This window comes from Catenulispora sp. GAS73, from assembly GCF_041262085.1.
Lineage (GTDB): Bacteria > Actinomycetota > Actinomycetes > Streptomycetales > Catenulisporaceae > Catenulispora.
Window position 1 is genome coordinate 205,198 of record NZ_JBGCCM010000010.1, and the last position, 15,411, is coordinate 220,608.

Here is a 15,411-nt window from a genome sequence, read left to right on the forward strand (position 1 = left end):
ATCACAGCTCGCATCACGGCGCCAGGCCGGGCAAAGGCGCGAAATCAGCCCCCGAAGCGCCGATCAGGGCGTTCGAGCCGCAAGTTTCATCTCAGGGTCGGAAGACACCCTCTGTGTGCAATTTCGTTGATACAGCTTAACAGCGGACTATCTTCCGACATCACGTTCGATGTGCCAAACTCCCTACCCGTTGGTAACCATAAATCAGTGGCCTTACGGCCGCGCCGCGCAGGACGGAGCCGCGATGCCCGTTGCACGGGATCGACGAGACCTGGTCGTCGGGATCGGACCCTGCGGTATCCCGAACGCACGCCTGGCCGCTGCGGTCGGCCGGGGCGGGGGCACCGGCGTCGTGGACCTCGGCACCGGAGGGCGGGCGGCGCGGGAGGCGCTGGCGCTGGCCGCGGAATGGCTCCCCGACGGGTTCGGCGTCAGATGCGGGCGGGGCTGCGCACTGGAGTTCGCTGAGGTGGCCGAGCCGGTCGGCATCGGCGCGGGACAGGCCGGCCCGGGAAGGATCGACCTGGTAGTACTCGGGCCAGGTGCGCCGTGGGGCATAGACGAGCTGACCGCGACCGGCTGCCGCGTCCTCGTCGAAGTGACCGACGCCGCCGAGGCGCACGCCGCCGCGACCGCAGGCGCCCACGGGCTGATCGCCAGAGGATCCGAGGCAGGCGGCCCCGTCGGCGAACTGAGCACCTTCGTCCTGCTCCAGCGGCTCCTCGCCGAGCCCGGCCTCGACCTCCCGGTCTGGGCCGCCGGCGGCATCGGCGAGCACACTGCCGCCGCTGCCGTCATCGGGGGCGCGGCCGGCGTCGTCCTCGACACCCAGCTGGCGCTGCTTCCGGAAGCCGAACTCCCCGAAGAGATCCGCGCGGCGCTGCGCGTCATGGACGGATCGGAGACCGTCGTCATCGACGGCCACCGGGTACTTCGCGCTCTCGCATCCGTCCCCATCGGCCAGGACGGATTCCTCGCCGACCGCTTCCTGCAGCGTCACGCCGACGCCGCCGGCGCGGTGCGTGCCGTCCGCTCGGCGATCATCGAGGCGATCCGCGACAAGAACGGCGCCGAATCCCTTGCCCCGCAAGGGCCGCTCGCCGCAGCTCTCAATCTACGTATACCGATAGCCCAGGGCCCGATGACGCGCGTCAGCGACCAGGCGTCGTTCGCCGCGGCGGTCGCCGAAGACGGAGCGCTGCCGTTCCTAGCCCTGGCACTCGCGAACCGCGAACAGACCCGCGCGATGATGGAGCAGACAGCGGCCGCGCTCGGCGAGCGTCCCTGGGGCGTCGGGATCCTCGGATTCGCCCCAGCCGAGCTCCGGGCGGCACAGCTGGAGATCGTCAGGGAACTGCGACCGGCGTACGCGATCGTCGCAGGCGGACGCCCGACCCAGGCCCGCGCGCTCGAAGACGCCGGCATCGCGACGTTCCTGCACGCCCCCTCCCCCGGCCTGCTCCGGCAGTTCATCACCGCCGGGACCCGCAGATTCATCTTCGAGGGCTCGGAATGCGGCGGCCACACCGGCCCGCGCGCGAGCTTCCCGCTCTGGGAGGCGCAGCTCGGCGTCATCGAGGACTGGCTCGCCGAGCAGACAAAAGCCAAGACCAACGCAGATCCCGCAGAATCGGCCGACTGCCTCCAAATCCTGTTCGCCGGCGGCATCCACGACGCGCGCTCGGCCGCGATGGTCGCCGCGATGGCTCGATCGGTGGTCGGCGCCGGAGTCCAGATCGGCGTGCTGATGGGCACCGCCTACCTGTTCACCGAAGAAGCCGTCGCGTGCGGCGCGATCCAGCCGCTGTTCCAACGTCAGGCCCTCGCCGCCGAGGCGACCGCCCTGCTGGAATCCGCCCCCGGCCACACCACGCGCGGCATCGTCAGCCCGTTCACCACCGAGTTCCAGACCCTGCGGCAGGAGCTGCGCGCCCGCGACGTCCCCGAGCGTGAGGCGTGGGAACAGCTCGAACAACTCAACGTCGGCCGCCTGCGTATCGCCGGCAAAGCGCTGATACGCGAGGGCTCTGAGTTGCTCCCGGTCGACGAGGGCCGCCAACTCCGCGAAGGGCTGTTCATGGCGGGCCAGGTGGCGGTGCTCCGCGACTCCGTCACCACCGTCGCGGACCTGCACGCCGAGGTCACCGAGGGCGCGAGCGCGTTCTACGCCACGAACGCGTCCGAAGCGGCCCGCGAGCTCGGAGTACGCGCCGAATCCGACGACGCGCACGAACCCCCGGCGCCCCTGGACATCGCCATCGTCGGCATGGCCTGCGTCTTCCCCGGTTCCCCCGACCTCGCGGCGTTCTGGGCCACGATCCTCGACGGCGCGGACCGCGTCACCGAGGTCCCGGCGGAGCGCTGGGACCCGGAGCTCTTCTTCGACCCGGACGCCGTCGGCTCGGCGGCCGGCCGTGGCACGCCGTCCAAGTGGGGCGGCTTCCTCCCGCCGATCCCCTTCGACCCGCTGCGCTACGGGATCCCGCCGAACGCGCTGAACAGCGTCGAACCGGCGCAGCTGCTGGCGCTGGAGGTCGCGCGGCGAGCGCTCGTCGACGCCGGCTACGACCGGCCCGGCGTGGACCACGACCGCACCTCGGTGGTCTTCGGCGCGGAAGCCGGCAGCGACCTGTCCAACGCGGGAGTCCTGCGCACCACGCTGCCCGCCTACCTCGGCGTGCTGCCCGCCGAACTCGACGCACAACTCCCCCGGCTCACCGAGGACTCGTTCACCGGCGTCCTGTCGAACGTCATCGCCGGCCGCATCGCCAACCGCCTGGACCTAGGCGGCGCCAACTACACCGTCGACGCGGCGTGCGCGTCCTCGCTCGCCGCGGTCGACATCGCGTGCAAGGAGCTCACCCTCGGCACCAGCGACCTGGTGCTGTGCGGCGGTGTCGACATGCACAACGGGATCAACGACTTCCTGCTGTTCTCCTCGGTCCACGCGCTGTCCCCGACCGGCCGCACCCGCGCCTTCGACGCCTCCGCCGACGGCATCGCGCTCGGCGAGGGCGCGGCGTGCGTCGTGCTGAAGCGGCTCGCGGACGCCGAACGCGACGGCGACCGCGTCTACGCGGTGGTCAAGGGCGTCGGCAGCGCCAGCGACGGACGCGCGCTGGGGCTGACCGCGCCCCGGCCCGAGGGCCAGCGGCGCGCGCTGGACCGCGCCTACCGGTCGGCAGGCGTGTCCCCGGCCCGGGTCGGCCTCGTCGAGGCGCATGGCACCGGGACCGTGGTCGGCGATCGCACCGAACTCAGTACCCTGACGAAGCTGTTCGCCGAGGAGGGCGCCGAACCCGGAAGCTGCGCGCTGGGCTCGGTCAAGTCCCAGATCGGCCACACCAAGTGCGCCGCGGGCCTGGCCGGACTCGTCAAGACGGCGCTCGCGGTGCACACCGGCGTACGGCCGCCGACGGTGAACCTCACCAGCCCGAACCCCGCATGGAGCGCCACCGAGAGCCCGTTCGCGTTCCGCGCGGCCGCGACGCCCTGGGCCGTGCCGCCGGGCGAACGCCTCGCGGGCGTCAGCGCTTTCGGGTTCGGCGGCACCAACTTCCACGTCGTGCTCTCCGGCCATGAACGAGCCGTGGACCCGCGCCACGGCCGAGCCGAGTGGCCCGCAGAACTCTTCATCTTCCGTGGCCCCGACCGCGTCGCCGCGCATCGCGCAATCAGGACACTGCTAGACCGGACGACCACCGACGCCGCCAAGACCCCGTGGCGGCTCCGCGATCTGGCGCTGGCGGCAGCGCGGGCGTCCGACGCACGTACGGACCGCGCTTGGATCGCCCTGGTCGCCTCAGATCTCGACGAGTTCGCGTCCCTCGCCGAGCGCGCGCTGGCCGGTGAGCACGACCCGGTCGCAGGGCTGCACCAGCCGCCCGACGAGGTGTTCTTCGGGCCCGGTGCGCCGGAATCCGGGGGCACCGCGTTCCTCTTCCCCGGGCAGGGCAGCCAGCGCCCAGGGATGCTCGCCGAGCTGTTCGTCGCCTTCCCCGAGCTCCAGCACTACCTGCGGCTCGGCCGCGAGTGGGCCGACGTCCTGAACCCGCCGCGCGCCTTCGACGACGCCACCGCCGCCGACCAGGACCTGCGCGTCCGCGACACGCGAGTCGCGCAGCCGGTGCTCGGCATCGGCGGGCTCGCCGTGGACCATCTCCTGCGCAAGCTCGGCATCCGGCCCGACGCGGTGGCCGGTCACAGCTACGGGGAACTGGTCGCGTTGGCCAGCGCGGGCGCGCTGGATCCCGCCGCGCTTCTGGACGCCAGCCGGGGACGCGCGGAGGTGATCCTGGAGGCCGCCGGTGACGACCCGGGTTCCATGGCCGCGGTCGCGGCGGGGAGCCGGGACGTCGTCGCCGTACTCCAGCAGCACGGACTCGCCGACCGCGTGGTCCCGGCGAATCAGAACTCTCCGAAGCAGGTGGTGATCTCCGGTCCCACCGAGGCGGTGGACGAGGCGGTGTCCCGGTTGCGGTCCGCCGGGTTCGGGGCGAAGCGCATCGCGGTGGCGTGCGCGTTCCACAGCCCGGTCGTCGCGGCGGCGGGTGAGGCTTTCGCCCGGCTGCTGAAGGACGTTCCGGTCCGCGCCCCCGAGACGCCGGTCTACGCGAACCGGACGGCTGCTCCCTACGGCCCGAGCGCCGATGACGTGCGCGACGAGCTGACCGCGCAGATCGGCTCGCCGGTGCGCTTCGCCGACGAGATCGAGGCGATGTACGCCGCGGGCGTGCGGGTGTTCGTGGAGGCCGGGCCCGGCAGGGTTCTGACACGCCTCGTGGACGCGATCCTGGAGGACCGCCCACATCTGGCCGTCGCCTGCGAGGACAAGCCCGGCGCCGGGCTGCGCGGCCTGCTCACGGCCGTGGCCCGGCTGGCCACCTCCGGCGTCGCGCTGCGCACCGGCTGGCTGTTCGAGGGCCGCGACGCCCGGGACGCCGCCACCGCCACCGCGGCCCCACGGCCGGGCTGGACGGTCGACGGCCACCTCGTCCGCACCGCCGACGGGTCCTGCGTGCCCGGCGGTCTCACCCCGGCTCGACGAATCTCCCTGGAGGGGAGCATCTTGACGCCCGATTCCGTGACTCCGGCCGGCCAGGACGCGCTGCTCGCCGAGTTCCTGAGGACCAACCGCGAAATGATCGCCGCGCAGCGGGACGTGATGCTGGCGTACCTCGGCGGTGCGCCAGGGGCCGGGCGCGTGGTGTGGCAGGACGCTGAGAGACCCGCCATGCCGTTTACTGTTCCCGCGATCGCCGCGGCGCCGGCGGCCGCAGCGCCCGAGCCGCCGACACCGGAGCGGGTCGAGGATCCCGCCGCCGATCTGCTCGGCACGATCCTGGGGATCATTAGTGCCCGGACCGGATACCCGACCGACATGATCGAGCCCGACCTCGACCTTGAGGCGGAGCTGAGCATCGATTCCATCAAACGCACGGAGATCGCCGGGGAGCTTGCCGAGCGCCTGGGGCTGTCGGCTGCCGAGCTCGAAGACGAGCAGCTGGAGGAACTGGCGAAGGCACGGACGGCGCATGCCATCGCTGATTGGCTACGCGCGCACCTCAGCGGCGGGTCCGAACCCGATGTGTCGAGCAGCGCTCCGCTGTCGTCGAGCTTTGACATTATGGCGGCTGCTGCGCCGAAGCGCTTCGTTATGCGTGAGGAACACTACGGCTTCGCAGAACCCGTTGATACCGGCATCCTGGCCGGGACCCGCTTCGCGATCGTCGGTGCGGCCGGTACCGGCGCTGTGGAGCAGGCGCTGGCCGGCCGGCTCGCCGAGCTCGGCGCGACCGTCGACGGCGGGGCGGGCGCCGACGGGATCGTGCATCTCGGGGCGCTCGGCGCCGAAGACAGCGAGGAGGCCCGGCTCCTCCCCCACGGCTTCGCCGAGATCAAGGAGGCGCTGGCCGGATCGCCGCGGTGGTTCGTCGGCGTCGCGCCGGTTCAGGACCGCGTCGCCGGTGCGGGCCTGCGCGGCCTGTGGCGCACCATCAGCCGCGAATACCCGCAGACCACCGCGCGTCTGGTCGAAGTCGACCGGGACGCGTCTGCCGAAGACCTCGTGGCGCAAATTATCGAGGAGATCGTCGGGGCGGACCGGGAGCCGGTCGTCCTACGGTCCGAGGGACTGCGGCGCCGGATCACTCCGGTGGAAACGCCGCTGGGAACGCTGGCCGCGAGCGGCGCCGGACCGGCTGGCGACGGGGCCGCCGAAGTGCAGGCGCTCGGGCTGGACCGGGACTCGGTCGTCGTGCTTGTCGGGGGCGCGCGCGGGATCACGGCGCATGTCGCCGAGGCGGTGGCGGCCGCGGGTCGCTGCCGGGTGGAACTCGTCGGCCGGACGCCGTTGCCGGACAGTGCCGAGCCCGCGGCGACGGCGTCGGCCGCCGACGGGGTGGCTCTGCGGGCCGCGCTCATCGCCGGCGGGCTGAGCACGCCGGCGCGGATCGAGCGTGAGGTCGGCCGCATTCTGGCCGGTCGCGAGGTGTCCGCGACGGTCGCGCGGATCAGTGCTCTGGGAAGTGCGGTGCGGTACCACTCGGTGGACGTGCAGAACAGTGAGGCGCTGCACCGGCTTTTGAAGGGGATCCACGCCGAGCACGGCCGGATCGACGCGGTCTTCTACGCGGCCGGCGTCATTGAGGACAAGCTCATCGCCGAGAAGGATCCGGCGTCCTTCGCTCGCGTTTTCACCACCAAGGCCGACGGTGCGCAGGTGTTGCTGGCAGGGCTCGATGATCTGCCGGAGCGGCCGCGGTACACGGTGTTGTTCGGCAGCATCGCGGCGGTGTTCGGCAACCGTGGGCAGGGCGACTACGCGAGCGCCAACGATGCGTTGGAGGCGTTGGGGGCGGATTGGTCGGCCCGGACTGGGGCACATTGTCTGACTGTTCATTGGGGGCCATGGGCGCCTTCGGCCGAGCACGGCGGGATGGTGACGCCGGAGCTGGCGCAGTCATATGGCAAGCGGGGTATTGCGCTGATCGATCCCGAGGAGGGGGTGTTGGCGCTGCTGCGTGAGCTGGCTTGGGGCGACGGCCCGGCGGCCGTGGTCTACACGGCTTCGCAGTGGTGAGCACGGGCGCGGCGGCGGGCGCATCGCCGGTCGCCGTCGTCGGGATGGCGGTGCTGATGCCCGGGGCCCGGGACCTCGACGCCTACTGGCGCAACCTGGTCGCCGGAACCGACTGCGTCACCGATGTCCCGGCGCACCGGTGGGACCCGGAGTTCCACGACCCCGCGGCGGATCCGTCGCGGCCGGACCGGGTCTACGCGCGCCGCGGCGGGTTCGTGGACGGGCTCGCCGAGTTCGACCCGCTGGCGTACGGAGTCATGCCGGACTCGGTGGCCGGCGCCGAGCCGGACCAGCTGATCGCGCTGCGGGTGGCGGCCGAGGCCATCGCCGACGCGGGTGGTCGGGAGCGGCTGCCGGGTGGGGACCGGGTCGGCGTCGTGCTGGGGCGCGGCGGTTACCTGACGCCGGGTCTGGTGCGTTTGGATCAGCGTGTCCGTACCGCCAATCAGCTGGTCCGGACTCTTCGAGAGCTGATACCCGGGTTGCCGCAGGAGCAGGTGGACGCGGTTCGGGCGGCCTTCGCCGAGGCGCTCGGCCCGAACCGTCCGGAGGCCGCGATCGGACTGGTCCCGAACCTGGCGGCGTCCCGGATCGCGAACCGGCTGGACCTGCGCGGTCCGGCGTACACCGTGGACGCGGCGTGCGCCTCGTCGCTGGTCGCGGTCGACCAGGCGGTGGCCGAGCTGGTGTCAGGACGCTGTGACGCGATGCTCGCCGGCGGGGTGCACCACTGCCACGACATCACGTTCTGGAGCGTGTTCAGCCAGCTCGGGGCGCTTTCTCGGACGGGGCAGATCCGGCCGTTCCATCGTGGCGCGGACGGGATCCTGATCGGCGAGGGCACCGGTGTGGTGGTGCTCAAGCGGCTGGCGGACGCGCTCGCGGCCGGCGACCGGGTATACGCGGTGATCCGTGGGACCGGTGTGGCCAGCGATGGACGGGCCGCGAGCTTGTTGAACCCGGAGCCGGCGGGACAGATCCGGGCGGTGCGGGCGGCGTGGGCTGCTGCCGGGCTGGATCCGCTGGCCGCTGACGCGATCGGGTTGTTGGAGGCGCACGGTACGGCGACGCAGGCTGGGGACCGTGCGGAGTTGGTGACTATCGCAGAGGTCTTCGGGCCGGCACGTACCGACGAGGGTGTGGGCGGCGCGCCGGTGCTCGGGTCGGTGAAGTCGATGATTGGGCACACGATGCCGGCTGCGGGGATCGCCAGTCTGGTGAAGGCTGCGCTGGCGGTGCATCACGGCGTGCTGCTGTCGACGTTGCATTGTGAGGATCCGCACCCTGATGTGAAGGGCACGCGGTTTCGGACGCTGTCTGTAGCTGAGGAGTGGCCTGATGCCGAGAGCGGGGCGCCTCGGCGGGCTGGGGTGAATGCGTTCGGGTTCGGGGGGATCAACGCGCACGTTGTTTTGGAGCAGGCGCCTAAGCAACCTCGGCCCCGGCGAAGCGCTGCGGTTGCTACAGAGACTGAGAAGGAAGTGCGGCTGGCGGCCGACGATCTCGGCGCACTCGCGGAGCTGCTCGATGCGGTGGAGTCGGAACCGAACCCTGGATCCTTCCTGCAGCGCGGCAGCGGTACGTGCCGGATCGCGATCGTCGGCCCGACGCCTCGGACCTTCAAGCTGGCACGCCGCGTCATCGCCAACGGCCAACCGTGGCACGGTCGCGCCGATCTGTGGTTCACTCCGCGTCCGCTGCTCGCTGAGCGCGGCGAGGAGCGGATCGCGTTCGTCTTTCCAGGGCTCGAAGTCGATTTCGCGCCGCGCGTCGATGACGTCGCCGAGTTGCTGGGGGCGGCGTCTGCGGGGCACAGCGCGGACAGCGTCGGTTCGCATGGGCTCGGCGTGTTCGAGGTCGGGCGGCTTCTGGAACGTGCGCTGCGGGAGGTGGGGATCCGGCCGGCGGCGGTCGCCGGGCACAGCGTCGGCGAGTGGACCGCGATGGTGAGTGCGGGCATGTTGGCCGGCTCGGCGGTGGACGATTTCGTCTCGGGCTTCGATCCGGATTCGGTGCGCGTGCCCGGGCTGGTCTTCGGGGCTGTGGGAGCGGGGGCCGAGCGGGTCGCGGCGATGCTGCCGCAGTATCCGGGGGTCGAGCTATCGCATGACAACGGGCCGAATCAGTGCGTCGTGTGCGGGCCTGAGGACACGATGGACGGGTTGTTGCGCGCGCTTCGGCGACAGAACGTGCTGTGTCAGGTGCTGCCGTTCCGGTCGGGGTTCCACACGCCGATGCTCGAACCGTATCTGAGCCCGATCGTCGAGGCGTTCGAGGGCTTCGAGCTGCGCGATCCGGTGGTGCCGGTGTGGTCGGCGACTCTCGCTGCGCCGTTTCCGCGCGAGACGGAGGAGGTGCGGCGGATCTTCATCAGGCACCTGGTGGAGACGGTTCGGTTCCGGCAGACGATCGAGGCCATGTACGGCGCCGGGATGCGGGCGTTCGTGCAGGTGGGCACCGGCGCGCTGGCGACGGTGATCGGCGACGTGCTCGGGGAGCGGGATCACCTGGCCATCGCCGCCAACGCACCGCAGCGGGACGGGGTGGCTCAGCTTCGGCGGGTCGCGGCCGCGTTCTGGGCTGAGGGGTTCGAGACGAGCGACGGGTTTTTCGCCGGTCGAGCAGGGGTTTCGACGCCACGGCGCGGGGGTGCGGCTTCGGTTCAGCTTGATCTCGGCGGGTCGCTTATTAGCTTGGGAGACAAGGCTGTGGCGCTTGCGCCGGCGCCGGTTGTCAGGGAACTGACCGAGCTCGACGAGCTTGCGGCGCGGCATCCGGTGGCGGCGGAGGTCGCGCTGCTGCTGCGGGAGACGGCGGCTAGCGCAGGTGCTGTGTTGGCTGCGCGGCAGGCTGGGGATGTGGCGGCGCGGCAGCGGGAAGCGGGTACTGACGCGGGCGCTTTGCCGGCTCCACGGCACGCCGGAGACGCCGCGGCGCGGCAGCGGGACGCTGCGGCTGGCGCGGGGGCGGTGTTGGCTGCGCGGCAGGCTGGGGATGTGGCGGCGCGGCAGCGGGACACTGCGGCTGGCGCGGGTGCTGCGGTGGCTGCGGTGGCTGTGCGGCAGGCCGGGGATGCGAGTACGCGGGAGCGGCGGATCTCGCTCGCAGTCGATACCGAGTCGATGCCCTATCTCCTGGACCACTGCTTCTTCCCGCAGCGTGCGGACTGGCCGGATGTGACCGACCGCTTCCCCGTCGTTCCGGCGACCACGGTCATTCAGCACATAATGGATGCCGCGGGCCCTGGCGCGATCGCGGTGCGGGACGCGCGTTTCGACCAGTGGACCGCTGCGGCGCCGGCGACTGTGGTGGAGGTTGTCGTTCGGCCGGGTAAGGATGCCGAGTTCGCGGTCGAGTTCGGGCGGTACGCACGCGCGACGATTGAGACCGGGGCTGCGTTTCCTCGTGCGCCTGAGGTGTGGCCGGTCGATCCGGTCGGCGAGCGCCCGGCTTCCATCGCCGCGAGGGACCTCTATGAAGACCGGTGGATGTTCCACGGTCCCTTGTTCCAGGGAGTCAGAGAGCTGACAGCCATCGGGGATCGGCACGTGCGGGGTGTGATCGCCGCGTTGGATACTCCGGGCGCCATTTTGGACAACGTCGGTCAGTTGCTCGGCTACTGGGTCATGGACACGTTGCCTGAGCGGACCGTGGTGTTCCCGATGGGGATGAAGCGGATCGCGTTCTATGGCCCGACGCCGCGTGAGTCAGTGGCCTGTCATGTGCGGATTCGGAGCGTTGAGGACACTGTTGTGGTCGCGGATGCTCAGCTCGTCAGTGGTGGTCGGGTGTGGGCGGAGATCTCGGGGTGGACCGATCGACGGTTCGGGAGCCATCCGGATACCAAGGCCGTAGAACATGATCCGGGCGGCGCGCTGCTGGCGCGACGGGAGGCTGGCGGCTGGTTCGCCGTCTTCGATCGGTGGATCGATCCGGCGTCGCGGCAGCTGCGGATGCGGAGTTATCTCGGTGCGGCTGAGCGCGAGTTGTTCGAGGCGCGGCCGCCGCGTGGTCGGCGGCAGTGGCTGTTGGGGCGGATCGCCGTCAAGGACGCGGTTCGGCAGGCGGTCTGGGATGAGAGCGGGGCGCGGAAGTTCTTCCCGGCCGAGGTCACGGTGGGCAATGACGGTGTCGGGCGGCCCTTTGTGGAGGGGACGCATGGGACGGCGTTGGCGCCGTTCGCGGTGTCGATCGCGCACGCCGGGGATGTGGGCGTGGCGATCGTGGGGCCCGCTGGCGACGGTCGAACGGCGGTCGGGATTGACGTCGAGCAGGTAATCGCGCGGGACCGGGCGACACTCGATTTCGCACTGTCAGAGGACGAATTCGCACGGCTGCGCCTGCTCGCTGCGGACGGCGACGGGGAAGACCTGTGGTTCGCCCGATTCTGGACGGCGAAGGAGGCCGTCGCGAAGGCGTTGGGGACCGGGTTGGCCGGCAATCCTCGGCGCTTCGCGGTCGTGGACGTCACGGCGTCCGAAGCCGTGGTCGAGGTGGACGGCAGCCGGTTCCGCGTGCGCGTGGAACAGCTTGCCAATCCGGACGATCTACCCGCACGAGAGTACGTGGTCGCCTGGACCCAGGGTCCGGAGGCCGACAACCATCAGGAGAGGGACACGTGACCACCGAGACGACGACCCCGCACGCACACACCCAGGACGCCGAGGCGGTGCTGACGGCAGTTGCCGCCATGCTGCGGTCGATCCTGGACGAGTACGGGCTCGATGACATCGAGGTCGAGTGGGACAGTCGGTTCCACGACGATTTGGAACTGGAGAGCGTGGATCTCGTCGCGCTGGCCGGGAAGCTCGCGGAGCGGTACGGGGAACGGGTGAATCTCGCCGAGTTCATCGCTGAGCTCGGGCTGGACGAGATCATCGAGCTGACGGTCGGGCAGCTGGTCGCGTACGTGACGGCGGCGCTCGTCGGCGCCGGCGCCGACGCCGACGGCGACGCGGGCTGACGCGCCATGCCCGCCGCCGTCGCCAACGGGATCCGCCAGAACCATGAGGTGCTGCTGCCGCGTGACGGGTCGCTGGATCCGCCGACCATCGTGTGCGTGCACGGGATTCTCATCGACAGCCTCGCGAGCTACTACTTCACGGTCGCACAGGCACTGCGGGACGCCGGATTCCGCGTCGTGCTCTACGACCTGCGGGGCCACGGCAAGTCGGAGCAGCCGGCGTCCGGGTACCGGGTCGACGACTTCGTCGAGGACCTGGCCGGCCTGCTCGACGCGCTCGACGTGAGCACGGCGTCCTTCCTCGGGAACTCCTTCGGCGGCACCGTGGTCTACGGCTTCGCGGCGCGGTACCCACACCGGGTCGCGGGCATCGTCGCCATCGAGTCGGAGCCGGCCACCGCAGCGTGGTCGACGAAGATGACCGCGAACCTGCACAAGGCCGCGACGCAACTCGGCACCTGGGAGGCGACGGCATGGATCACCGCACGCTACGGCCGCGACCTGGCGCGCCGCGCCAAACGCGCCGCGCGCCTGCTCGCGGCGACGACCCTGGAGCGCGACCTGCCGGCCAGCACGGTGCTGGCGGAGGCGGACATCGCCGCCATCGCATGCCCGACACTGGCCCTCTACGGCTCGAAGAGCGACCTCGCCGCCCAGGCCGCGCACCTGCGAGCCCTGATGCCGCGCTGCGAGCCGGTGATCCTCCCGGACCTGGAGCACTCGGTGCTGGTGGAGGCGCCGGCCCGGGTGCTGGACCTGATCCTCGGGTGGCTGGAGGCGCATCGGCTCGCTGAGCGAGGCTCGGCGTGACGGGGGCGGGGGCGGCGCGGCGGGCGGGGCGGTTTCTGATCGTCGTGCCACCGTTGGTGGGGCATGTCAATCCGGTCGTCGGTGTTGCGGCGGCGTTGGTTGCGCGGGGCCACGAGGTTGCGTGGGCTGGGCATCAGGACGTGATCGGGCGGCTGGCGGGGCCTGAGGCGAGGGTGCTGGAGTGTGGTGTGCCGGTCGGCGAGGCGGCGCGGCCTGCTGGGTTGCGGGGGCCGGGGGCGTTGAAGTTCTTGTGGGAGACGTTTCTTGTGCCGCTTGCGGAGGCGATGATTCCGGGGGTGGCGGCGGCGGTTGCGGACTTTGGGCCCGATGTGATGCTCGTCGACCAGCAGGCGGTCGGTGGGGCGGTTGTGGCGATGCGGCATGGTGTGCCGTGGGCGACGTCCGCGACTACGGCTGCGGAGTTGGGGAATCCGCTGGCGTCGATGCCGAAGGTTGATGCGTGGGTTCGGCAGTTGCTGCTGGAGCTTGAGGTTCGCAGTGGGTTGCCGACCACGGCTGCTTCCGCGCGGTATCAGAGTACGTATGGCGACCTGCGGTTCTCGCCGCACCTCGTGCTCGCGTACAGCACAGCCGTGTTGTCCGGGGAGTTCGACGCGCTGCACGAGACGCTCCGGTACGTCGGGCCGTCGATCGGCGAGCGGCCGGCGGATCCGGACTTCCCGTGGCGTCGGGTGCCGGACGACCGCCGGCTGGTGTTTGCCAGTGTTGGGACCGCGAATTCGGATGCGGGGGTGTCGTTTCTGCGGGCGTGTGCCGAGGCGATCGGTGAGCGGCCGGAGTTATTCGGCGTCGTCGCGGATCCGGCGGGCGCGGTTGGTCGGGCGGTGGCGGACAACGTGCTGACGGTGCCGCACGTTCCGCAGCTGGAGGTGCTGCGCCGGGCGAGCGCCGCCATCTGTCATGCGGGGCAGAACACGGTGTGCGAGGCGCTGTATCACGGGGTGCCGCTGGTCGTCGCGCCGATCCGGGACGATCAGCCGGTGGTCGCGCAGCAGGTTGTGGCTGCTGGGGCGGGGGTGCGGATTCGGTTCGCGCATGCGGGGGCGGTGCAGATCGGCGCGGCGTTGGATCAGGTGCTGGGGAAGCCGGAGTTCGCTGCTGCTGCCAGGCGGATTGGGGAGTCGTTCCGGAGTGCGGGGGGTGCGGATGCTGCGGCTGGGCACCTGGAGGCGATGCTTGCGCCTGACGGGCCAAAGCCCCGGCACATGCAAGGCGGGGAAGTCGCCGGTCAGTCGGCGCGGGAGTCGTAGGCAGGCCGAGAATCGTAGTCGTCGCGAGCATCGTCGATCTGCGACAGGTGCGCGATGCTCCACTCCAGCAGCGGCGCGGCGGCTTCGCGCAGCGTGACGCCCATCGGGGTCAGCTCGTAGGTCACGTGGGGCGGCATGACGTTGCGCACCGTGCGCGTCAGGATCCCGTCGCGCTCCAGGCTGCGCAGGGTGACGGTGAGCATGCGTTGGCTGATTCCGTCGATGGCTTTCTTCAGCTCGGTGAAGCGGCGCGGCCCGTCCCGGAGGTTGCGCACGACCAGCAGCGACCACTTGTCGCCGACGATTTCGAGCACCACGCGGGTCCGACACGCGTCGCCGTTGACCGCCTCCACGGTTACCTCCAGAGAACCGAGGCACTGAAAAGTGCCTTATTGCCCGTGGTGCCTTGAGTGCACCAGCATGGCGGTGGTTCTCAAAGAGTACCGAGGTATGAAAGGTAACCACCATGTCCACTTTCCTGCTCGTCCACGGCGCCTGGCACAGCGGCCAGTGCTGGGAGCGGGTGGTCCCGCTGCTGGAAGACGCCGGGCACCGCGTGCTCACGCCGTCGCTGACCGGCTACGGCGACAAGGCGCACCTGCTCAGCCCCGAGGTGGGGCTCGACACGCATGTCGACGACGTCGTCGGACTGATCCGCGACCACGACCTCACCGATGTGGTCCTCGTCGGCCACAGCTACTCGGGGCTGGTCATTTCCTCCGCCGCCAATCAGGTCCCGGAACGTCTCGCGCACCTGGTCTATCTCGACGCGATGGTGCCGGAGGACGGCGAGAGCGCGCTCGATGTCCTGCCGGTGACCAAGCACATGATCGAGGCCGCCGAGGGGTGGCGCATCCCGCCGATGCCCGAGCAGCCGGCGCCCTTCGGGCTGTTCGGCGTCACCGAGCCGGCGGACGTCGCCTGGCTGCGCACGATGCTCTCGGACCAGCCGGTGCTGTGCCTGACGCAGCCCGTGCACCTCGACAACCCAGCCGTGAACGCGATCCCGCGCACGCACATCCACTGCACCGGCGCCGTGCCCGAGGGCGTGATCCGCCGCCCCGTCGCCGCCACCCAGCCCAACGGCACGCCCGCGCAGGTATGGGAGCTGCCGACCGGCCACGACTGCATGATCACGATGCCGGTCGAGCTCAGCGAACTGTTCCTCAAGCTCGCAGACGTCTGACACGTCCGAGTGCGCGGCAACCCCGGTGCCGCCCGGCAATTCCGTTGCGGCGCAAGCCATCGACCTGCAAACATCGCGACCATGAACACGCGAAGGGTCG

General features: G+C 71.0%; 7 protein-coding genes. 6 read left to right on the forward strand and 1 reads right to left on the reverse strand.

Going from position 1 to position 15,411, the window contains the following annotated elements:
* Positions 1–244 precede the first annotated feature (244 nt).
* The 5 genes from ABH935_RS17510 to ABH935_RS17530 are packed head-to-tail and all read left to right on the forward strand — an operon-like array spanning position 245 to position 14,125.
* A complete protein-coding gene (locus ABH935_RS17510; protein WP_370378949.1) occupies positions 245–7,081 on the forward strand; it encodes an SDR family NAD(P)-dependent oxidoreductase in 6,837 nt (2,278 codons plus the stop codon).
* On the forward strand, positions 7,078–11,703 hold the full coding sequence (locus ABH935_RS17515; RefSeq protein WP_370379009.1) for a beta-ketoacyl synthase N-terminal-like domain-containing protein: 4,626 nt from the start codon (positions 7,078–7,080) through the stop codon (positions 11,701–11,703). The genes ABH935_RS17510 and ABH935_RS17515 overlap by 4 nt, the downstream gene beginning before the upstream one ends.
* Positions 11,700–12,044: an acyl carrier protein gene (locus ABH935_RS17520; RefSeq protein WP_370378950.1), complete on the forward strand. Its 345-nt coding sequence runs from the start codon at positions 11,700–11,702 to the stop codon at positions 12,042–12,044. The genes ABH935_RS17515 and ABH935_RS17520 overlap by 4 nt, the downstream gene beginning before the upstream one ends.
* Before the next feature lie 6 nt (positions 12,045–12,050).
* Positions 12,051–12,854 carry an alpha/beta fold hydrolase gene (locus ABH935_RS17525; RefSeq protein ID WP_370378951.1) on the forward strand — a complete coding sequence of 268 codons (804 nt, stop codon included), beginning with the start codon at positions 12,051–12,053 and terminating at the stop codon, positions 12,852–12,854.
* Positions 12,851–14,125, forward strand: a complete 1,275-nt coding sequence (locus ABH935_RS17530) for a glycosyltransferase (RefSeq protein ID WP_370378952.1) — start codon at positions 12,851–12,853, stop codon at positions 14,123–14,125. Before ABH935_RS17525 ends, ABH935_RS17530 begins: the two co-directional genes overlap by 4 nt.
* Here the strand turns inward: ABH935_RS17530 and ABH935_RS17535 are convergent.
* On the reverse strand, positions 14,104–14,478 hold the full coding sequence (locus ABH935_RS17535; RefSeq protein WP_370378953.1) for a winged helix-turn-helix transcriptional regulator: 375 nt from the start codon (positions 14,476–14,478) through the stop codon (positions 14,104–14,106). The genes ABH935_RS17530 and ABH935_RS17535 overlap by 22 nt on opposite strands.
* Before the next feature lie 113 nt (positions 14,479–14,591).
* On the opposite strand from ABH935_RS17535, the gene ABH935_RS17540 reads away from it, so the two are divergent.
* Positions 14,592–15,311, forward strand: coding sequence for an alpha/beta fold hydrolase (locus ABH935_RS17540; RefSeq protein WP_370378954.1), 720 nt, complete (start codon positions 14,592–14,594; stop codon positions 15,309–15,311).
* The last annotated feature ends 100 nt before the right edge of the window (positions 15,312–15,411 follow it).